This is a genomic window from Tetragenococcus halophilus (genome assembly GCF_001712815.1).
Classification (GTDB): Bacteria; Bacillota; Bacilli; order Lactobacillales; family Enterococcaceae; genus Tetragenococcus; species Tetragenococcus halophilus.
In genome coordinates this window covers 1,957,690-1,979,276 of sequence record NZ_CP012047.1, presented here as the reverse complement: position 1 = coordinate 1,979,276, position 21,587 = coordinate 1,957,690, and the positions used below count along the sequence as shown (strand labels likewise).

Sequence of the window (21,587 nt, the reverse complement as noted above, 5' to 3'; positions counted from 1 at the left end):
ATACTATTTAAGCCATAGTTTTTGATTGTTATATATCATCAAAAAATTATTTTCTGAAAAATTTATGATATATAACTTTGACAACTTCCATCATAAAAATTGCAGCTAATGAAAGTCCGGCAGCTGGTGCCCATAGATCCATTCCAAATTCATTTGGAATGGAAAAGATTGACCGTAATCCAGGTAAAATTGTTATGACGTAAAGTGTTAAACAGAAAGCCACAGCAGCTAATACATATTTATTTGTGGTAAAACCAACACCTAAGATCGTTTGTTGGTTTGAACGTGCCGCAAAAGTTTGTAAAGTTCTAGACAAAATCAAAGTTGTAAATGCCATGGCAACCCCCATTTCATTGCTGTATTGTAAACCAATTTGATGAGAGACGATAACAGCAATTCCGATAATCGAGCCGCGAGTAAGTACTGAACGTAATGTTTCACCAGCAAAAATACCTTCATTGACTGAACGAGGTTTTCGATCCATGATGCCTGGTTCTGAATTTTCCATTCCAAGTGCAATAGCAGGTAGCGAGTCGTTAACTAAGTTAACGAAAAGCAATTGTAAGGCAGTAAATGGATTTGGTAAATCTAATACAACAGCAAATAAAATCGCAATAATCGCTCCAAGATTTCCACTAAATAAATAAGCGATAGCTTTTTTTATATTATCGAAGACCGTTCTTCCGACTTCTACGGCTCTTACAATCGAAACAAAATTATCATCTGTTAAGATCATCGCGGAAGCATCTTTACTAACATCTGTCCCACTACCCATCGCAATACCAATGTCTGCTTGTTTAAGAGCAGGGGCATCATTTACACCATCGCCAGTCATTGCTGAAATTTGGTTCTTAGCTTGCCATGCTTCAACAATGCGAATCTTGTTTTCTGGAGAAACACGAGCATAGACAGAAATATGTTCCAGATTGTTATTAAGTTCTTCGTCGCTCATTTCATCAAGCTCTTGACCTGTAACAGCGAAGTCGCCTTCTTCCATTAAGCCGATGTTTTTTCCAATAGCTTCAGCTGTCGTTTTGTGATCTCCGGTAATCATAATGGTCTTCATACCAGCTGCTTTAGTTTTCTTAATAGCGCCATAAACAACTTCACGAGGGGGGTCAATCATTGCCATTAAACCAACTAAGACAAGCTCGGATTCATCATCAAAACTTAATTTCTCTTTTGAAGATGACATTTTTTTATAGCCAAAAGCAAGTACCCGTAATGCTCGACTCGAAAAAGATTCATTCTGATTTATTAGGTAATCATACCAATATTGACTTAAAGGCTGTTCTTTTCCATCTACTAAAATATACTTAGCACGTTTAAACATAACATCTGGGCCGCCTTTAGTTAACATCAATCGTTCATCATTTACATCATTTAAAGTAGACATTAACTTACGGTCAGAATCAAATGGTAGTTCATCAATGCGTTGATTCGTTTCCCGAATTTTTTTACTTTCTAGCCCTTGTTTTTGCGCAAAATTGACCAAAGCAATTTCGGTGGGGTCACCAATTTCATTTTCTTCTGTATTTACATAACTATCATTACATAAAACTGATATGTCTATTAAACGTTCTTTTGCAAAGGACCATTCAGCTGACTCATTGTCATTATTTTGTGTTTTTTGACTAGGGAGGAAATAATCGACCACGGTCATTTTGTTTTTAGTTAAGGTCCCTGTTTTATCTGTACAAATGATACTTGTTGATCCTAAGGTTTCTACAGCTGGAAGTTTTCGAATAATAGCGTGTTGTCTTGCCATCTTATTCGTACCGACGGAAAGAACAATAGTCACAATGGATTGTAATGCTTCTGGAACGGCAGCAACAGCAATGGCAACGGCAAACATTAATGCTTGTAATAGCTCTTCTGTCAAGTCAGTAGGCTGATCACCAAACCAAATTCTTGCAGCTTGAACAATAAAAATACCAATAGATAGTAGTAAGATCCAAATTCCCAACTTTTTACTAAAACTATCAAGCTTACGTTGAAGAGGCGTTTGTTTCTGTTCGGCCGTATTAAGCATATCAGCAATTTTACCGATTTCTGATTTTGTCCCTGTGGCTGTAACGACAAAAGTCGCGCGACCGTTTGTCACAAGAGAGCTACTAAAGACAAGATTTGTACGATCACCAAGAGCAGCTTCTTGTTCAATCACAGCTTCTGTTTTATCTACAACTTCGGACTCACCAGTCAACATCCCTTCGTTTACCTGAAGCGAACCGTTTTCTATAATCCGTCCATCAGCTGGAATATAATCTCCTGCTTCAAGGAAGACAATGTCGCCAGGAACAAGTTCACGTGCAGGAACAGTTTGCTTTTCATTTCCTCGAATAACTGTAGCAGTGGGTGCCGACATTTGTCTTAATGCATCTAATGAGCTTTCTGCTTTTTTCGTTTGAACGACACTGATAATAGCATTCATTATTAAAACAATCATGATTACAATCGTTTCAATATAGTCCCCTAATAAAACCTGAATAATTGCGGCAATTAAAAGAATAACCACCATTGCGTCTTTAAAGGAGTTGAAAAATAACGCCAATACGGATTTCTTTTTTTCTTTTTCAATTTCATTAAAGCCTTCTGTTTCTTGTCGACGTTTAACTTCTTGTTGTGACAAGCCGCTTTTATCAACGTTTAATTGATCTAAAACATCTTTTTTTTCCTGCTGATAGTAGTTCATTACCATCTCTCCTCATCTTTTCCTTAATCGTTACTGTTTTTAGATGGGAGTTTGTCAAAGTGCATAAAAAAGACCTTTACCAAAGATTTCTGAATATCAAATTTCAGAAGTTTTTGGTAAAGGTCTTGCTAACAACGACAATTCACATTGTCAATAATGCCGGAGATATGAAATCTCGTAATGACGACATTATTGCCAGAGCTACTCCCCTTATGTACTTAAGTTTATGTTTTATTAGGCGAAAAGTCAATTAAAATTTTCAGTAATTAAGATAATAGTAATATTTAAGTAATAGCTCATTAAGTTTTATTCGGAGTTATTATAATAAAAACAATGCTTTATAGGGATTTCTCCTTTCCTAACTAAGAAAAACAAGGTAAAATAAGGATATTGAATAAAAAGGAAAGAAGGACAGACTTTTGAAACCAAATCCGAATTTTTACGTACAAAAAATTAATCAAATCGTTAAAGATACAGAAAAAGTTGGGGAGGATATGAATCCTAACTATGAAGAAATACGCGGACTTATTGATGAAGATAATATTGCTGAATTAACCGAAGAAAGACAATTAGAAGCAGTGGAAGTGTTTAAAGAAGGTACTGCAAAATATCGTGACCTTCTCAAAACTTTATCAAGTTTGCGGGCACCAGCGCGCGTCATGGGGGCTCATAAAAAGTTTGAACGGTCTTATCAAAATTATGTAGACGGTTGCCAAGACATGATTGAAAGCATCTCTAATGAAGTTGATGTGAAAGCTTTTGACGCTGCTGAACAAAAACAAGATGAAGCGACAGATGAAATTGCTTCTGCTTTACAAAAGATCACCAGTTTTTTGATGTAATTGTTGTCACAATGTAAATTTTATTAGGAGAAAAAGATGCGCTTAATACCTTGTTTACTGTCTGATGGAAGACATAGGTAGAGCGTTCTTTACTGGTATGTATAAATAAATTTTGGACAATATCGTTTACTTTTCATTTGTCAAATTTAGTCACATGTGTTAGGTTAACGCTAACAGATATAAAAGTGAGGGATCTTCTATTGAAAAACTAAGTCGATTTGTTGAAAGCTGCATGAAGGCTGTACCTTTTAAAAAGGGGGCAGTGTGCAGATTTTTACGGTTGGCTGGTTTTCTTTGAAGGTCTTTTTGTATGCCTTTTTTGAAAATGCCGGCCTAAAAATTGGTCAGGCATTTTTTCTTGCTTAAAAAAGCAAGTTGAGGTGATTATAATGAGTAAAATTGAAATCAAAAATTTGACCTTTGGCTTTGACACCCTAGCCGAGCCATTGTTTGAGCACACTAATTTGACCATAGATACTCAGTGGAAATTAGGTTTGATCGGAAGAAATGGCCGAGGAAAGACGACATTACTTCAATTACTATTAGGAGAATACGTTTATAGTGGGGCAATTACCCATCAATTAGCCTTTACTTATTTTCCCCAAAAAGTTTTGGATAAGACACAATTAACCTATGATTGTTTACAAACATTAGCTGTTTTTGATTTATGGGAAATCGAACGTGAGCTAAATTTATTACAAACAGATCCGGAAATTTTATGGCGTCCTTTTGCTAGTTTATCTGGTGGCGAGCAGACAAAAGTATTATTAGCTTTATTATTTATTGATGATCGTCACTTTCCATTAATCGATGAACCCACGAATCACTTAGATATTACGGCTCGCCAACAAGTAGCAAATTATCTACAAGCAAAAAGAAATGGGTTTATTGTCGTAAGTCACGATCGTAGTTTTGTAAACGAGGTAGTAGATCATGTCCTTTCCATTGAAAAAAGTCAGTTAGTTTTATATCAAGGAAACTTTAGTACTTATGAAGAACAAAAAGAACAACGCGATCACTATGAACAGGAAGAAAACCGTAAGTTGAAGAAAGAAATTGGTCGTCTAAAACAAACGGCTGCGGAGAAAGCTGAATGGTCACGCGGCAGAGAAAGAGATAAACAAGGAAACCCTAATCAAAAAGGTAGCGGCGCTATTTATGATACGGGAGCTATTGGTGCTCGTGCAGCGCGCACGATGAAACGCTCTAAAGCTATTGTTAATCGTATGGAAGAAAAAGCTGAAGAAAAAAAGGGCCTATTGCATGATATTGAAGACATTGATGCTTTAACTATGAACTATCAGCCTTCTTATCACAAACAGTTGCTTAAAGTAGAAGAGCTACAATTAAGTTATGCTGATGTGCCATTGTTTGAGCCTCTTTCTTTTGAAATAAAGCAAGGACAGCGTCTAGCAGTTCAAGGAGCGAATGGTTCAGGGAAGTCTTCAATTATTCAATTTTTATTAGGTGAGTTTCATGGTCAAGTCAGTGGGAATGCATCACTTGCTCATGGTTTAGATATTAGTTATGTAAGGCAAAACTATGAAGATAACACAGGAACACTGCAAGAATTTGCACAAGCACATCATCTGTCTTATGAAGAACTATTAAATAATTTGCACAAACTAGGGCTAGAACGGAAAGTATTTACAAACCGAATTGAAGATATGAGTTTAGGGCAACGTAAAAGAGTTGAATTAGCCAAGTCATTAGCGACACCAGCTGAGCTATTTATTTGGGATGAACCACTTAATTATTTAGATGTTTTTAACCATGAACAATTAGAAGCGGTTATTCAAAGTGTTCAACCGTCCATGTTGGTTGTAGAGCATGAAGTGACTTTTTTGGAAAATATTGCAACTAAAATGATTTATTTGTGATTTGTCCTTTTTTAGCACATAGGATCGAAGGTTTAGTGTGGTTAAATGCTTTTAAGCACATAAGAATGCCAAACTTACGTGCTTAACTGAAATATTCATTGCAAAAATGGGTTATTTTGCTGAAACAAGCACATAAGACCGAGAAACTAGTGTGGTTATCGGCAAATAAGCACATAAGTGCATAAAAGTAGTGTGGTTATTTATGATTAAGCACATAAGAATTGAAAAGTTACGTGCTAAAATGGCTCGTAGTTCATAAAAAGAACCAAGCGATTTTTTACCAGAAATAAAAAAGTCGCTTGGTTTTAAATTGTATTTTAAAGTTTAATCAAATAACACGCAAACACATTCAGGAGCATAGAAATCTTTACTGATAAGGGTCAGTTCTCCTGTTTGACTATTACGTTCAAATAAAGAAAGATAATCAGATTTTTGATGACCGCAGACAATAAATTGTTCTGTTGGATCAAGGTTAAAATCGCGGGGGAAATCACCTTCAGTTGAAATGTTTTGCACAAATTCTAAATTTTCCCCGTTATCTTTAACAGCAAAAACAGTAATCGAATTATGGCCACGATTTGAAACATAAAGGAACTTTCCATCTGAAGTAATGCGAATAGCTGCTCCTCCATTAAAGTCGTAATAGTCTTTTGGAATGGTTGATATTTTGTTTTCTTGAGTGAATTTACCTGTACTTGCGTCATAAGTTAATACTGTGACTGTACTATCTAGTTCACCAAAAAGATAAGCATATTTTTCATTTGGATGAAAAACAAGATGACGTGGCCCCGTTCCTGCTGGTGCCTCAAATACAGCAATTTCAGTTAGTTTCCCCTCATCAGATACATCATAGGTGTATACACGGTCCGTACCTAAGTCACAAACAGCCAAGCGTTTGTCAGGAGTTAAATTTGCATAGTGAGCGTGTGCATGGTCTTGATTTTCATGAGGGCCGGTTGGTTCGTCGTGATATATTGCATCACTAGCTTTTAACGAACCATCTGCTAAAATTTGATAGACATTTACTTCACCTTTGTGATAATTCGCCCCATACACGAGTTGGCGATCATTATCCACTGCAACATAACATAAAGGCGCACCTTCTTCTGTGACAGCATTTAAATAGTGAAAAGATGAATCATAAGCTGCAACTCCGCCCTTGTCATCAACAGTGGTTACACTATAAAGATTTTTGGCTTTACTTAGGGCTAAATAAGTAGGGCTAGTTTCTTTAGCAGCCAGTGTTAGATCCGTTAATTTTTTATTTTCCGTATCTAACTGCGCTGAATAAACTCCTTTACTTTCACCTCTGGTATAAGTTCCTAGTAAAATTTTTTCAAGCATTGTATTCCTCCTTGTCTTGTAAGTTGACTACACTTTATTTTATCATAGAATAATAAGAAAAAAATCTGTTTTATTTGTTAAAAAGCATTATTTTAAAAGGAAAATCCCTTTGGCTGGTGGATGAATGTGGTATAATTTTAATTATAAAAGAAACTAGGAGGAACTTATGCATGCAACAAGGTAAAATTTTAAGCATCGGTGATCAAGCAGTTGATGAAAATGAAAAAATGCTAATCTTTTTCGGTAAAAGCGTGACAAAAGGATTGGCACCTTATTCGATTATCCAAGAGATCAACGAGCCAGAAAAAGTCGAACTAACTGTTGGAGATAAGATTTTTTTTGGTCAGCAAGAATATCAGATTACTTATGTAGGTCATCTGGTAAACCAAAATTTACAAACAATACAACATAGCTCATTTGTATTTTCCGATGACACACAAGATAAATTATCCAGCAGTGTTTATTTAACACCGGCAAAAGTACCGGATATTTCTGAAGGGATGACGATTACTTATTGCTAGAGGGGGAAGTTTGTTATGGATAAAAAAGGAAAGCGATCATTTTCGTGGTTTTGGAAATGGTTTTTAAATAATCAGTTTGTAACAGGATTGTTGATTGTTTTATTAATTTTATTAATTATCAATCTTTTTACAAAAGTTTCTTATCTTTTTTTCCCTGTAGGACAATTTTTGGCTATTGTTGCTTTGCCGATTATAATAGCTGGGATTTTATTTTATTTGCTAAATCCAATTGTTGATTTTTTCGAAAGAAAAGGCATAAACCGATATTACAGTATTATTGGTTTATTTATTCTTGTTGCAGGTTTAATTGCTTGGGGTATCATTGTAATCATTCCAGAAATACGTGAGCAGACCACTACTTTTGTTGACCGTTTACCTGGCTATATCGATACTGTTCAGGTATCTTTGGCGAACTTTTTTTCTGATCCTATTTTTGACAAGGTGCAAGATCAAATTGCTATTTCTGGTGAAAGAATTATGTCATCTATTACTGGAATGGTACAAAATATTTCGAAGACGACAGTGCAAAGTATTGGAAATTTTTTCGGCGCAGTTGCCTCAATTTTTATTGCGATTGTTACAATGCCGGTAATTTTATTTTATTTATTAAAAGATGGGAAAAAAATTGCGCCTTATTTTGTGCAATTTTTACCTACAAAAATGCGACAGCCTACTTTAAGAGTGCTAAAAGAAATGAACCAGCAAGTATCTTCTTATATTAGAGGACAGTTAGCTGTTGCTTTTGCGGTAGCCATTTTGTTTATGGTAGGTTTTTCAATTATTGGTTTGGATTATGCAATTACCTTAGGTGTTATTGCTGGCTTTTTGAATTTAGTTCCTTATATTGGTTCATTTTTAGCGATGATACCGGCGATCTTTCTAGGAATTGTTGGAGGTCCTGTACTGTTAGTTCAAGTGATTATTGTTTTTGCTATTGAGCAGCTCATTGAGGGACGATTGATCTCGCCTTTGGTGTTAGGAAATCAACTTGCTGTTCATCCAGTAACAATTTTGTTTGTATTGCTGACAGCAGGTAAATTATTTGGCTTTTTTGGGGTTGTGTTAGGCGTTCCCGCTTATGCAGCTATCAAAGTAGTGATAACAAACATCTTCAATTGGTATAAAACAGTCTCAGGATTATATACAGAAGACGAGGACCAAAAACAAGCAACAGAAGATAAAAATAAATAAAAAAGCGTTACAGTTTTCTGCAACGCTTTTTTTGGCTACTAAGTTTAAGCAGCAGCTTTTTTCAATGCTTTCATTCCGCCAATGACATGAATGGCTTGAAATCCATTGTTGTTTAAAAACTCAGCGATAATTTCAGAGCGACGTCCAGAATGACTGAGGACGTAATAAGTTGTACTTTTATCTAATTCGCTCAAGCGATTAGGTAGGCTGGTGGTTGGTATAGAAATTGCCCCTGCCAGATGATTTTCTTTATAAGCGCCTTTATCACGAATATCCAAAATAGCAATAGATTCTTCAAGTAATGAACGGAAATCTTGTATAGCAATTGATTGCATAGTATCCCTCATTTCTTTTTGGATAAACTTGATTTTAAGTGTTTTTCTTCTATGATGCAAGTTTTTGAACTAGAATACAAAAGATATGAAACTTTTCTTAATAATTACAGCAAGAGTTTAATAAGTAAAACTTGCTTTTTTTGCTAGAATCAAGTAAAGTGTACCTGTGTCTATTATAGGCATGGCCTGTCTCTTAGTTTGACGAATCACCAACGTTTTACTCAGTTACAGGAATAAGTAAAAAAAAGAGGTGAAGAAAATGGCAATTTCACAAGAACGCAAGACTGAAATCATCGAAAAGTTTGCGCGTCATGAAGGAGATACTGGTTCCCCAGAGGTTCAAATCGCTGTTTTGACTGAAGATATCAATTCATTGAATGAACATCTTCGTGAACATAAAAAAGATCACCATTCACGTCGTGGTTTGATGAAAAAGATTGGACATCGTCGTAACCTTCTAGCATATTTGCGTAATAAAGATGTTACTCGTTACCGCGAATTGATCCAAGCCTTAGGATTACGCCGTTAATCAAGTCAAAAAGAAAAGTGGGGTTCTTATGGATCTCACTTTTTTGCTGTGAATCACTGCGATTTAGCGACCAACGGGAGCTAAGAGAGGATGATGAACAGTACTAGGCGAGAGGAACGAGCGTAGTTCCCCAAACCGAATCACTGCGATTTAGCGACCAAAGGGAGCTAAGAGAAGATCCTTCAAGAGCTTAGCGGCTATGCCGCTTAGCACTTGATGAGATTAAAGCGCGAGCGAAGAGATGAACAGTACTAGGCGAGAGGAACGAGCGTAGTTCCGCAACCCATTGCTTTCGAATCAAAGGTAAAGCATTAAGGTATTAAAATGGTCTTTACTGTAAAAATAATAATAAATTTGAAAAAAGCTGTGAGTGTCGGCTTGATCTAACTACTAACCAAATAAAAGCACTGAATATTTTCAATGTTTTTATTTGTTTAGTAGCAAGCCCTACACACAGTGGAAAAGGAGAAGTTATGACAAAACAAGTTTTTGAAACAACTTGGGGAGGACGTCCTCTACAAGTGGAAGTTGGACAACTGGCCAAACAAGCAAATGGTGCTGTATTAGTACGATATGGTGAAACAGTAGTATTAAGTGCAGTTGTGGCTTCAAAAGAAGCTAAGGGAACGGACTTTTTCCCACTGACTATCAATTATGAAGAAAAAATGTACGCTGTAGGAAAGATTCCGGGAGGCTTTATAAAAAGAGAAGGCCGTCCTAGTACCGATGCAACTTTAACTGCGCGGTTAATTGATCGCCCTATTCGCCCAATGTTTGCAGAAGGCTTCCGTAATGAAGTACAAGTAACAAACACAGTTATGAGTGTGGAACAAGATTGTTCGCCAGCCATGGCAGCTATGCTAGGTTCTTCTTTAGCTTTGTCAATTTCTGACATCCCATTTGAAGGTCCTATTGCGGGTGTAGAAGTTGGACGTGTGAATGGTGAATACATTTTAAACCCGACAGTAGAACAACATGAAAGTTCAGATATTGATTTAACCGTTGCTGGTACTAGTGAAGCAATCAATATGGTCGAATCAGGTGCTCAAGAAGTGACTGAAGCAGATATGCTTGGCGCTTTGATGTTCGGGCAAGAGGCTATTCAAGAATTGGTAGCTTTTGAAGAAGAAGTAGCCGCAAGTTGCGGTAAAGAAAAAATGGATATTTCTTTATTACAAGTAGATGAAGATTTACAAAAAGCTATTTATAATAATTACTATGAAACCATGAAAACGGCAGTTTTAACAGAAGAAAAATTAGCGCGTGAAGATGAAATTGAAAATGTAAAAACAATTGTTAAAGAAGCTTATGAAGAGCAAATCACAGCACTAGAAGAAGAAGCTAGTGATCATCTGGCTCAAGAAGTAAATCAAATTGCTGAAGATTTAGAAAAAGATGTCGTTCGTGAACTCATAACCATTGACAAAATACGTCCTGATGGTAGAAAAGTTGATGAAATTCGTTCACTTTCTTCTGAAGTTGGTTTATTACCACGAGCTCATGGTTCAGGACTGTTTACTCGTGGACAAACGCAAGCTTTATCAGCTTGTACATTAGCGCCTTTAGGTGAACATCAAGTAATCGATGGTTTAGGTGTAGAAGAATCTAAACGTTTCATCCACCACTATAATTTCCCTAAATACAGCGTAGGTTCAACGGGCCGCGCAGGTTCTCCAGGTCGCCGAGAAATTGGTCACGGTGCATTAGGTGAACGAGCATTGTCGCAAATTATCCCAAGTGAAGCAGAATTTCCTTATACTATTCGTTTAGTTGCAGAAGTTCTAGAATCTAATGGTTCTTCTTCACAAGCAAGTATTTGTGCTGGAACTTTAGCATTAATGGATGCAGGTGTTCCTATTAAAGCACCTGTTGCTGGTATTGCGATGGGACTTGTATCAGATGGTGAAAATTATACGATTTTGACTGATATTCAAGGTATGGAAGACCACTTAGGAGATATGGACTTTAAAGTTGCCGGAACTAAAGATGGTATCACTGCTTTACAAATGGATATTAAAATTCAAGGAATCACCGAACAAATCTTACGTGAAGCTTTAGCTCAAGCTAAACAAGCGCGAATGGAAATTTTACAACAATTAACATCAACGATTGCTCAACCAAAAGAAGAATTAAGCCCTTATGCGCCGAAAATCGAAATGATGTCTATTGACCCTGAAAAGATCAAAGATGTTATTGGTAAAGGCGGCGACGTGATTAACGGTATTATAGATGAAACCGGCGTTAAAATTGACATTGATCAAGAGGGAAATGTGTCCATTGCTTCTTCAGACGCTGAAATGATTAAAAAAGCAAGTGGAATTATTAAAGACTTGACCAAAGAAATCAAGCCAGGAGAAGTTTATTTAGGAAAAGTTGTTCGAATTGAAAAATTTGGTGCTTTTGTTAATATTGCTAAAGGAAAAGATGGCTTAGTTCATATTTCGCAAATTGCAAAGGAACGTATCAATAAAGTAGAAGATGTTCTTCATGTAGGCGACGAAGTACTTGTCAAAGTAACTGAAATAGACAAACAAGGGCGCATTAATCTTTCAAGAAAAGCAATGCTAAAAGATGATGAGAAGACTGATGATAAAAAAGATAGTAAAAGTACTAAAGAATAATTGAAACTTAAAAAATACCTTATAAGCGATTTTTGTTTGCTTATAAGGTATTTTTTAAAGATAATAATAGAGATAGGGGGAATGGTAAATGCGGTCAAATTGGCAAAATAAAATTATTCAGTTCATGCGAGGAAGATACGGTGTATTTGATCCGTTAAATAAGAGGTTACTTATTTTAACAGCGGTGTTAATCATTTTTAATGTGTTTATTACGATTCCATTCGTGAATTTACTTCCATTACTGCTATTGGTTATTGTTTATTACCGTTTCTTCTCCAAACGTATTTATGTTCGTTCAAATGAAAATCAGAGATACTTACGTTGGGAAAATAAAATAAAAAACTTCTTTCGTCTAAGAAAAGAAGCTTTTCAAAATCGTAAAACATATACTTATTTTCATTGTCCAGAATGTAAGAAAGCACTGCGGGCGCCTAAAGGCAGAGGTAAGATCAAGATAACTTGTTCCCAATGTCGTCATCAGTTTACTAAAAAAGTATAAGTTATGCTTTAAATAATTACAAAAAGCTGAGATAGCTTAATATTCATTAAATGATGTTAAGTTGTCTCAGCTTTTTTACTATCGTTGTACTTCACGCCACATTAACTTTTTACCTGTTTTAGGATCTTTTTGTCCTGTTAGTTCGAAATTAAACGACTCATAAAAAGGAATTGCTTGTTCATTTTTTTGATGGACACGAATATAGATATGATTCACTTTAAAGCGATCTTCTAAATAAGTTAATACCGCTTGGAAAAGGGCATGTCCGTAACCTTTCTTTTGCTGGTTATGGTCAATCATAAAACGATCAAATAAAATCGTCCGATTTTGTTTATCTTCTGCTCCGATCATAGCAAAACCGACAATTTGGCTGTCTACACACAGTGCAATCGGTGTCCAGTCATAGGATGAATCATAAGCAGCTTCTAATAGGGATTCAGCATTATCTTCGATCAATTCTTCTTGTTCAGGTGCAACGGATAATTGGATGATTTTATGCCAATTTTTTTGCGTGACTGGTTCCAAATGATATCTCATTGAAATCGCCTCCTTTTATATAAAGTATAACAAAATAAAAAAATTTTTCTAAGGATTTAACTCAAAACAAAAAATAGTTTTGCAAAATCAAAAATTAATTAGGATTAGTATTTGAACTTTATTCACAATTGGTCTACAATGAATGAGAATGCAAAAGAGTTTGGAGGGAAATTAATGTCCGTTTTAGAGATAAAAGATTTACATGTATCCATTGAAGATAAAGAAATTTTAAAAGGGGTTGATCTTAGGCTTAATACAGGCGAAGTTCATGCGATTATGGGGCCTAACGGGACTGGGAAATCTACACTATCAGCTGCCATCATGGGCAGCCCTAATTATGAAGTTACCCAAGGAGAAATCCTATATGACGGTCAAAACGTTTTAGAAATGGAAGTAGATGAGCGTGCGCGTTTAGGCTTATTTTTAGCCATGCAGTATCCTAGTGAAATTCCTGGTATCACGAATGCCGAATTTATGAGAGCTTCAATTAATGCCAAACGCGCAGAAGAAGATCAGATCCCAGTTATGCAATTTATAAAAAAATTGGATAAGACGATGAAATTATTGAATATGCCTGAAGAAATGGCTGAACGTTATTTGAATGAAGGTTTTTCTGGCGGGGAGAAAAAACGTAATGAGATTTTACAACTTTTGATGTTAGAACCAACTTTTGCGGTTCTAGATGAAATCGATTCCGGGCTTGACATTGATGCGTTAAAAGTGGTTGCTAAAGGTGTAAATGCTATGCGAGGAGAAAACTTTGGCGCTTTGATTATTACTCACTATCAAAGGCTGTTAAACTATATTACACCTGATGTCGTACATATTATGATGGATGGCAAAATTGCTTTGACTGGGGATGCGGAACTGGCAAAACGCTTGGAAAATGAAGGCTATTCAGGCATTAGTAAGGAATTAGGTATTGAATATCAGGAAGAAGAAGCGTAAGGAGGTCAAGTGACATGAAGAAAAGTTTAATGAATCATCTTGATGCGATTGACGTTTTTTCATCCCGTAAAAACGAACCTAATTGGATGCGCGAAATGCGACAAGCTGCGTTAAAAAAAGTAGATGAATTAGATTTGCGAAGGATTGAACGAGTGCGTTATGATCGTTGGCCACTTTTTAATATTGATGCAAAAAGTTTAACAACAGAACAACCGATAAGTGATAGTACTTCTGGTTTTAATGAAAAAAAAGAAGGTCCTGTTTTAGTTCAACAGGATGATAACGTTATTTTTGAACAATTACCCCAAGAATTAGTAGATAAGGGTGTTATTTTAACTGATATATTTACAGCTATGCAAAAATATCCTGACTTAGTCAAAAAATATTATATGACAAGCTGCGTATTAATGGATGAAGATAAAGTAACAGCTGCTCATGCAGCTTTTATGAATGGTGGTTTGTTTTTGTATGTTCCTAAAAATGTGGTGATTGAACAACCAGTTGAAGTGATTTTCCATCATAATGGAGATGCGAGTGCTCATTTTTACAAACATGTATTAATCGTAGCAGAGGAAAATAGCGAATTTAGTTATCTTGAGCGGTATATATCAGAAGGTAATGATGCACAAAAAATATCTGGTAATATTATTGTTGAGGTGATTGCAAAAAATGAAGCCAAAATTAAGTTTTCCGGTATTGATCAATTAGGAGAAAATCTTTCTTGTTATATCAAACGACGTGGATATTTAATGCGTAATGCTTCGATTGAGTGGGCAATGGGTATTATGAATGAAGGCGACGTTGTTGGGGATTTTGATTCTGAATTGGAAGGAGAAGGTTCTCACGCAGAAGTCAAAGCAGTTGTTATTAGTGCAGGTGATCAAAAACAAGCAATCGATACGCGAGTAACCAATAAAGCGCCCCACTCGATTGGACATATCTTACAACATGGAGTTATCCGCGATCGCGCTACTTTAACTTTTAATGGTATTGGTCATATCTTAAAAGGTGCAAAAGGCTCGGATGCGCAACAGGAAAGTCGGGTGTTGATGCTTTCTGATAAAGCACGCGGTGATGCAAATCCGATCTTACTGATCGATGAAAATGAGGTATCAGCAGGACATGCTGCTAGTGTTGGACGAGTGGATCCTGAACAAATGTATTATTTGATGAGTCGTGGTTTAGCAAAAGAAGAAGCAGAACGATTAGTCATTCGCGGCTTTTTAAGTGCTGTATTAAGTTCAATTCCTGTAAAAGAGGTAGAAAAAGAGTTGATTGCTGTCATTGAAAGGAAGTTAGATGCATGATAGATGCTAAAAGCTTGCAAGAAGAATTTCCAATTTTAGACCAAAAAGTCAATGATGAACCATTAGTATATTTAGATAATGCTGCTACGACGCAAAAGCCCAAAGCTGTCTTGCAAACGATTGAAGACTACTATTATAAAGCTAATGCAAACGTGCATAGAGGGGTGCATACCTTAGCAGAACGCGCTACAAAAAAGTATGAAGCAGCACGTGAAAAAGTACGCCAGTTGATTCATGCACATGAGATAGCTGAAGTTCTTTTTACGCGAGGAACGACGACTAGCCTGAATTGGATAGCACAAAGTTTTGGCGATGCTTTTATCCATGAAGGAGACGAAATTGTTATTTCCTATATGGAACATCATTCCAATGTCGTCCCTTGGCAGCAGTTAGCTAAAAAAAAGAACGCTGTGCTGAAATATATCCCTTTAACAAAAGATGGTTTTTTGGATATTGCTGAAGCTAGAAAACAAATTACAGACAAAACGGCACTTGTAGCCATCGCTCACGCTTCTAATGTGTTAGGTGTGATCAATCCAATCGAGGAATTGACACAATTAGCTCATAAACACCAAGCTGTAATCGCAGTGGATGGGGCACAAGCTGTCCCTCATATGCCGGTTGATGTAGAAAAACTTGACGTTGACTTTTATGCTTTTTCAGGTCATAAAATGTGTGGTCCAACAGGAATTGGTGTATTGTACGGTAAACGATATTGGTTAGAGCAAATGGAACCAGTAGAATTTGGCGGCGAAATGATTGACTTTGTACATCCTTATGAAAGCACATGGACAGAGTTACCTTGGAAATTTGAAGCAGGGACACCTAATATTGCGGGAAGTATTGCGCTGGCTAGCGCAATTGATTATTTAACTAAAATTGGCTTAGCAGAAATTTATCAGCACGAAAAAGAGTTGGTGAATTATGTTTTACCACGATTACAAGCAATTGATGGCTTGACGATTTATGGACCACAGAAGCCACGTGACCATACGGGGGTGATCGCTTTTAACTTAGATGGTTTACATCCGCATGATGTAGCGTCCGCGCTAGATATGGAAGGTGTGGCCGTTCGCGCGGGCCACCACTGTGCTCAGCCACTTTTAGAATACTTAGACCTTGTAGCTACTACCAGAGCAAGTTTTTATCTATATAATACAAAGGAAGATGCAGATCGTTTAGTAGAGGCGATTAAAGTGACAAAGGAGTTTTTTAAAAATGGCACTTTCTAAATTAGAAAATCTATATCGTCAAGTGATTTTGGATCATTCCAGTCATCCCCATAATCAAGGAACATTAGAAGATTCCAGTCACCATACGGAATTAAATAATCCAACTTGTGGTGATGTAATTCATTTGGAGTTACAAACAGAAGAAGGTGTAATAAAAGATATTGCCTTTTCTGGGCATGGCTGTTCAATTTCAACAGCTAGTGCTTCAATGATGACGGAGATAGTTAAAGGAAAAACAATAGAAGAAGCAATGGGCTTAGCAGAAGACTTTTCCTTACTGGTTCAAGGAAAAGATGTAAAGGACATCGAGATGTTAGGAGATGCTGGTATGCTTAGTGGCGTCTCAAAATTTCCTGCTCGCATTAAATGTGCTACGCTTTCTTGGAAAGCTTTAAAAAAAGCAATTGAAGAATCAGAGACTGGCGTAGCTGAAACAGGTTTTATAAAACATGAGGATTAAAAATCATCGACCAATAGCTATCATAAACACACAAGAACGTTATAGCTTGTGTGTTTTTTGTACATGCAAAATGAAAATGATAAACTGGATTTAAGGAGGCTAAGAGATGAGTGAATTAAATGATTTATTGCATGCAGCAAATAAAGTAGTATTTTTGACTGGAGCAGGTGTTTCTACTGCTTCGGGTATTCCAGATTACCGTTCAAAAAATGGATTATATGCTACAGGAGGGTCTCCAGAATATTTGTTAAGTCATGCTTGTTTGATCAACGAACCAGAAAAACACTATGATTTTGTCATAAATAATATGATACATCCTGAAGCTGAACCAAATGTTATTCATGAAAAAATGGCTAGTTTTACACAAAAAGGTAATACTGATATTGTTACTCAAAATGTAGATGGATTGCATTTGGCAGCTGGTACAGATCCGCAACACTTAGTTGAATTTCATGGCGATATTTCCCATGTTTACTGTCAAAAATGTGGACGTAGTGCTACTATGGAAGAATATTTAGCAAGTATGTATCATAAAAATTGCGGTGGCATATTACGTACTAATATTGTATTATATGAGGAAGCTATTGACACACAAAAAGTTGAAAAAGCTGTAAAAGCGATCAGTGAAGCTGATTTGATTGTTGTAGTGGGAACTTCTTTTGTCGTATTTCCTTTTGCCAGCTTGGTTCAATATGCTTCGCCTAATGCAACAATGTTAGCAGTTAACCGGGACCCGATTTCTTTACCAGCAAATGGGAAAATGATCACAGGTGATGCGGTAAAAGCGTTTGAACAAGTGCAAGTTGACTAGCAGCAAAAAAATACTTTTACAAAATTATATATTTTTTCAAAATAGCCGAAAAGGGCCATCTTGTCTACATCAAGTGACATTTTTCGGCTTTTTAAGTTTCACTGATTGCTTTAAAGAAAAGATAAATTCTGTAAACAGTACATAAAATTTTATATTATTTTAGAAACCGCTTTATTTTTTGCTATCATAGATTCACTGTATTTTTTAATAGTTGAAGGAGCACTGTCCATGGTAAAAAAACTTTTAAGTTGCGTAGAGGAATATAAAAAGACGACAGCACTTAGTATGTTCCTGGTTATTTTTGAATCATTTATAGAAATTTTAATTCCAACCTTGATGGCTATTATTATTGATGAAGGCATTTCACAAGGGAGAACTTCAGTTGTTTGGCAACTTGGTATTTTGCTCATTTTATTAGCACTATTAGGATTGTTTATTGGCGCTTTATCGGGAAGATACGCCGCCATTGCATCCGCGGGTTTTGCTAAAAACTTACGGAAAACCTTATTTTTTAATGTACAAAAGTTTTCTTTTTCCAATATTGATAAATTTACAGCGCCTAGTTTAATTACACGGATGACAACAGATGTAACAAATTTACAAAATGCTTATCAAATGTTGGTACGTATTATGATTAAAAGTCCGGTTCAATTTAGTTTTGCTATTATTATGTCAGCTTTGATCAATCCTAATATGGTATTGATTTTTATTGGTATAGCTCCATTTTTAGCGGGGACACTTATTTTTATCGGACGCAAAGTTCATCCTATTTTTGAGCGAGTTTTTCGAAGTTATGACCATTTAAATAATATCGTACAAGAAAATTTACATGGTATACGAGTCGTAAAATCTTATGTACGTCAAGCATTTGAAATACAAAAGTTTCAGAATATTTCGCAAATCGTTTATAAACGATTTTCAAAAGCGGAGAAACTACTCGCATTTAATCAGCCGCTTATGCAATCGACTGCTTATATTTGTATTCTACTTATTTCATGGGTAGGGGCCCACTTGATTGTTGGACAAACGATGTCTACTGGTGAATTGTCCAGTTTATTTGTTTATACCTTTCAAATTTTAATCAGTTTGAATATGTTTTCTATGGTGTTTGTTATGTTTTTAATTTCCCGCGCTTCTGCCCAACGGGTGGTGGCAGTTATGGAGGAAGAAAGTGACTTAAAAAATAATGATGTTGCACTAACAACTGTTGCCGACGGCCGTGTTCATTTTCATCATGTCTTTTTTCAATATCCAACGGCTTTAAATCATCGTGTGCTAAAAGATATTTCTTTTTCTGCTGAAACTGGCGAGACAATTGGCATTGTAGGGGGTACAGGAAGTTCTAAGACCACACTAGTACAATTGATTCCACGATTATATGACGTAACGGATGGGCAAGTCGAGCTTGCGGGAAGGGATGTAGGCGACTATGATATGGATGCGCTTCGACAAAATATCGGTGTCGTTTTACAAAATAATATACTGTTTTCAGGAACAATTATGGAAAATATTCGTTGGGGAAATCCTCAAGCTAGTAAGCAAGAAGTTAGAAATGCTTGTATTATGGCGCAAGCCGACGAATTTATCCAGGAGCTCCCCGATGGCTATCAAACTTATATTGAACAAGGAGGCTCAAACGTTTCAGGGGGGCAAAGGCAACGCCTATGCATCGCACGTGCATTACTTAAGCAACCTAAAGTTTTAATTTTGGATGATTCAACAAGTGCTGTGGATACTAAAACTGAATCGAAAATTTTGGAAACATTTAGGACAAAATTACCCTATACAACCAAGTTTATTGTTGCACAGCGAATTACTTCTGTACAAGATGCTGATAAAATTCTGGTCCTTGATAACGGTGAGATCACCGATATAGGTGCGCATAATCAGTTATTACAAACGAGTGCTATCTACCAGGAAATTTATGAAGCACAGACGAAAGGATTTGGTGAAGCAGATGCAAAATAACAAAATATTAGCACCTTTGCTACGTATCCTTACTTATATTTGGCGTGATTATAAACTAATTCTCATGCTCGTTATTCTTTTTGTACTTTTGAGCACAGGGGCTAATACATTGGGATCTTTATTTATTCAACAAGTGGTCGACGATTATATTACGCCGCTTTTGTCACAGAGCAATCCAGTTTATACTGGACTTTTAAAAATCATTTTAGTGATGGCTTCTATTTATCTGATAGGTGTCATTGCCTCATTATTGTTTAATCGTTTAATGGTCACCGTCAGTCAAGGCACGCAAAAAAATATTCGTGATGACATGTTTGCTAAGATGCAAAGTTTACCGATACGTTTTTTTGATGAAACACCTTCAGGAGATATTATGAGCCACTACACTAATGATATTGATACGCTTCGTCAAATGATCTCTCAGAGTATACCGCAAGTTTTTCAAGCGGCAACCCAAATGTTAGGCGTTTTTATTGCGATGTTAACTTTAAATGTGCCATTGACCTTTGTCGTTTTATTTACCGTTATTTTGATTTATCTTGTGGTGAAAAAAATCGCTGGTTTAAGTTCGCGTTATTTTGTTTATCAACAACGTTCATTAGGTGAGGTCGACGGTTATATTGAGGAGATGACATTTGGCCAAAAGGTTGTTAAAGTATTTACTCATGAAGAAGCATCCAAACAAGGTTTTGTCAGAAAAAATAATCGCTTATTTGAAGATGCCTCCAAGGCTAATCAACTAGCAAATATTTTGCTGCCTATCATGATTAACTTAGGAAATTTGCAATATGTTTTAATTGCATTAATAGGTGGGCTGTTATCGATCAATGGAATGATTACGTTATCTATTGGTACTTTAATTGCCTTTTTGCAATTGAGTAGAAGTTTCAGTGGTCCGCTTAATCAAATTTCTCAACAGGTAAATTTTATCGTGATGGCTTTAGCAGGAGCGGCACGTATTTTTGAATTGATCGATACAGCTCCAGAAGAAGACCACGGGAAAGTTACCTTAGTTAATGTTGACAAACAAGGAGAACAACTGGAAGAAAGTAGTTTTCGTACCGCTCGTTGGGCATGGAAACAAGTGCGATCTGATGGCAGTGTTCAATATACTGAAGTGAAAGGAAATATTAATTTTGCTCATGTGACCTTTGGTTATAAAGAAAACCAAACAATCCTTCATGATATTTCTCTTTACGCGTATTCTGGTCAAAAGGTTGCTTTAGTAGGTGCTACTGGTGCTGGGAAAACAACCGTCACAAATTTGCTCAATCGTTTTTATGATATTGATCGAGGAACAATTTTTTATGATGGTATTGATATTACAAAAATAAAAAAGGCAGATTTACGACGTTCACTCGGTATTGTTTTACAAGATACAAATTTATTTAGTGCAACAGTGAGAGAAAATATACGTTATGGTAATTTGGAAGCGACAGATAAACAGGTAGAAGAAGCGGCAAAACTTGCTAATGCTCATCATTTTATTGAAGAATTATCGGATGGATATGAAACGCTGATTAGTGGACAAGAATCCAATTTATCACAAGGACAGCAACAATTATTATCCATTGCTCGCGCTGCTTTAGCTAACAATCCGGTGTTGATCTTAGATGAAGCCACTTCTAGTATTGATACTTTAACTGAAAAACTTGTGCAAAATGGTATGGATTCACTGATGAAAGGAAGAACCGTCTTTGTGATCGCCCACCGTTTATCAACGATTCAAAACTCTGATGTAATTGTTGTTTTAGATCATGGACAGGTTATAGAACGAGGCACTCATGATCAACTTATCCAAAACAAGAAAACATATTATCAATTGTATACAGGGAAGCTGGAATTGTCCTAATATATGAAGGAAAGAGTA

At 36.2% G+C, this 21,587-nt stretch carries 18 protein-coding genes; 14 read left to right on the top strand and 4 right to left on the bottom strand.

What is annotated here, in order from left to right; genetic code table 11:
* Positions 1-46: 46 nt before the first annotated feature.
* Positions 47-2,692, bottom strand: coding sequence for a cation-translocating P-type ATPase (locus AC806_RS09440; RefSeq protein ID WP_061841149.1), 2,646 nt, complete (start codon positions 2,690-2,692; stop codon positions 47-49).
* 419 nt (positions 2,693-3,111) lie between these two features.
* Here AC806_RS09440 and AC806_RS09430 point away from each other — a divergent pair, with 419 nt between their 5' ends.
* Both AC806_RS09430 and abc-f read left to right on the top strand, forming a co-directional pair.
* Positions 3,112-3,534: a hypothetical protein gene (locus AC806_RS09430; protein WP_069029209.1), complete on the top strand. Its 423-nt coding sequence runs from the start codon at positions 3,112-3,114 to the stop codon at positions 3,532-3,534.
* Positions 3,535-3,923: 389 nt separating this feature from the next.
* Positions 3,924-5,414, top strand: a complete 1,491-nt coding sequence (gene abc-f / locus AC806_RS09425) for a ribosomal protection-like ABC-F family protein (protein ID WP_069029208.1) — start codon at positions 3,924-3,926, stop codon at positions 5,412-5,414.
* A gap of 324 nt (positions 5,415-5,738) precedes the next feature.
* Here the strand turns inward: abc-f and AC806_RS09420 are convergent, their stop codons facing one another.
* The gene (locus tag AC806_RS09420; protein ID WP_069029207.1) at positions 5,739-6,758 is read right to left on the bottom strand and encodes a lactonase family protein; all 1,020 of its coding nucleotides are present in this window, start codon (positions 6,756-6,758) and stop codon (positions 5,739-5,741) included.
* Positions 6,759-6,928: 170 nt separating this feature from the next.
* Between AC806_RS09420 and AC806_RS09415 the strand changes: the two genes are divergently transcribed.
* Both AC806_RS09415 and AC806_RS09410 read left to right on the top strand, forming a co-directional pair.
* Positions 6,929-7,279: a PTS glucitol/sorbitol transporter subunit IIA gene (locus tag AC806_RS09415; protein ID WP_014123949.1), complete on the top strand. Its 351-nt coding sequence runs from the start codon at positions 6,929-6,931 to the stop codon at positions 7,277-7,279.
* A gap of 15 nt (positions 7,280-7,294) precedes the next feature.
* Complete coding sequence (locus AC806_RS09410; RefSeq protein ID WP_061840817.1) at positions 7,295-8,470, top strand: AI-2E family transporter; 1,176 nt, start codon at positions 7,295-7,297, stop codon at positions 8,468-8,470.
* A gap of 44 nt (positions 8,471-8,514) precedes the next feature.
* Here AC806_RS09410 and AC806_RS09405 read toward each other — a convergent pair whose 3' ends face one another.
* Positions 8,515-8,805 (bottom strand): rhodanese-like domain-containing protein, encoded by a 291-nt coding sequence (locus tag AC806_RS09405; protein ID WP_041591761.1) that lies wholly within the window; start codon positions 8,803-8,805, stop codon positions 8,515-8,517.
* A 259-nt stretch (positions 8,806-9,064) separates the two neighbouring features.
* On the opposite strand from AC806_RS09405, the gene rpsO reads away from it, so the two are divergent.
* From rpsO to AC806_RS09390, 3 genes are all read left to right on the top strand, one after another.
* Positions 9,065-9,334, top strand: a complete 270-nt coding sequence (gene rpsO, locus AC806_RS09400; protein ID WP_014123952.1) for a 30S ribosomal protein S15 — start codon at positions 9,065-9,067, stop codon at positions 9,332-9,334.
* 473 nt (positions 9,335-9,807) lie between these two features.
* On the top strand, positions 9,808-11,955 hold the full coding sequence (gene pnp / locus AC806_RS09395; protein WP_061840816.1) for a polyribonucleotide nucleotidyltransferase: 2,148 nt from the start codon (positions 9,808-9,810) through the stop codon (positions 11,953-11,955).
* 88 nt (positions 11,956-12,043) lie between these two features.
* Positions 12,044-12,454: a hypothetical protein gene (locus AC806_RS09390; RefSeq protein ID WP_014123954.1), complete on the top strand. Its 411-nt coding sequence runs from the start codon at positions 12,044-12,046 to the stop codon at positions 12,452-12,454.
* Between the two features lie 78 nt (positions 12,455-12,532).
* Here the strand turns inward: AC806_RS09390 and AC806_RS09385 are convergent, their stop codons facing one another.
* Positions 12,533-12,991, bottom strand: a complete 459-nt coding sequence (locus tag AC806_RS09385) for a GNAT family N-acetyltransferase (RefSeq protein WP_069029206.1) — start codon at positions 12,989-12,991, stop codon at positions 12,533-12,535.
* Positions 12,992-13,165: 174 nt separating this feature from the next.
* Between AC806_RS09385 and sufC the strand changes: the two genes are divergently transcribed.
* From sufC to AC806_RS09350, 7 genes are all read left to right on the top strand, one after another.
* Complete coding sequence (gene sufC, locus AC806_RS09380; RefSeq protein ID WP_014123956.1) at positions 13,166-13,939, top strand: Fe-S cluster assembly ATPase SufC; 774 nt, start codon at positions 13,166-13,168, stop codon at positions 13,937-13,939.
* A gap of 14 nt (positions 13,940-13,953) precedes the next feature.
* Positions 13,954-15,246 carry a Fe-S cluster assembly protein SufD gene (sufD, locus tag AC806_RS09375; RefSeq protein ID WP_061840815.1) on the top strand — a complete coding sequence of 431 codons (1,293 nt, stop codon included), beginning with the start codon at positions 13,954-13,956 and terminating at the stop codon, positions 15,244-15,246.
* Complete coding sequence (locus AC806_RS09370; protein WP_061840814.1) at positions 15,243-16,478, top strand: cysteine desulfurase; 1,236 nt, start codon at positions 15,243-15,245, stop codon at positions 16,476-16,478. The genes sufD and AC806_RS09370 overlap by 4 nt, the downstream gene beginning before the upstream one ends.
* The gene (gene sufU / locus AC806_RS09365; RefSeq protein WP_061840813.1) at positions 16,465-16,938 is read left to right on the top strand and encodes a Fe-S cluster assembly sulfur transfer protein SufU; all 474 of its coding nucleotides are present in this window, start codon (positions 16,465-16,467) and stop codon (positions 16,936-16,938) included. Before AC806_RS09370 ends, sufU begins: the two co-directional genes overlap by 14 nt.
* Positions 16,939-17,044: 106 nt before the next feature.
* A complete protein-coding gene (locus tag AC806_RS09360) occupies positions 17,045-17,749 on the top strand; it encodes an NAD-dependent protein deacylase (protein ID WP_069029205.1) in 705 nt (234 codons plus the stop codon).
* 228 nt (positions 17,750-17,977) lie between these two features.
* Complete coding sequence (locus AC806_RS09355) at positions 17,978-19,717, top strand: ABC transporter ATP-binding protein (protein WP_061840811.1); 1,740 nt, start codon at positions 17,978-17,980, stop codon at positions 19,715-19,717.
* Entirely contained in the window at positions 19,707-21,569 is a 1,863-nt protein-coding gene (locus AC806_RS09350; protein WP_069029204.1) for an ABC transporter ATP-binding protein, read from the top strand. The genes AC806_RS09355 and AC806_RS09350 overlap by 11 nt, the downstream gene beginning before the upstream one ends.
* Positions 21,570-21,587: the final 18 nt, after the last annotated feature.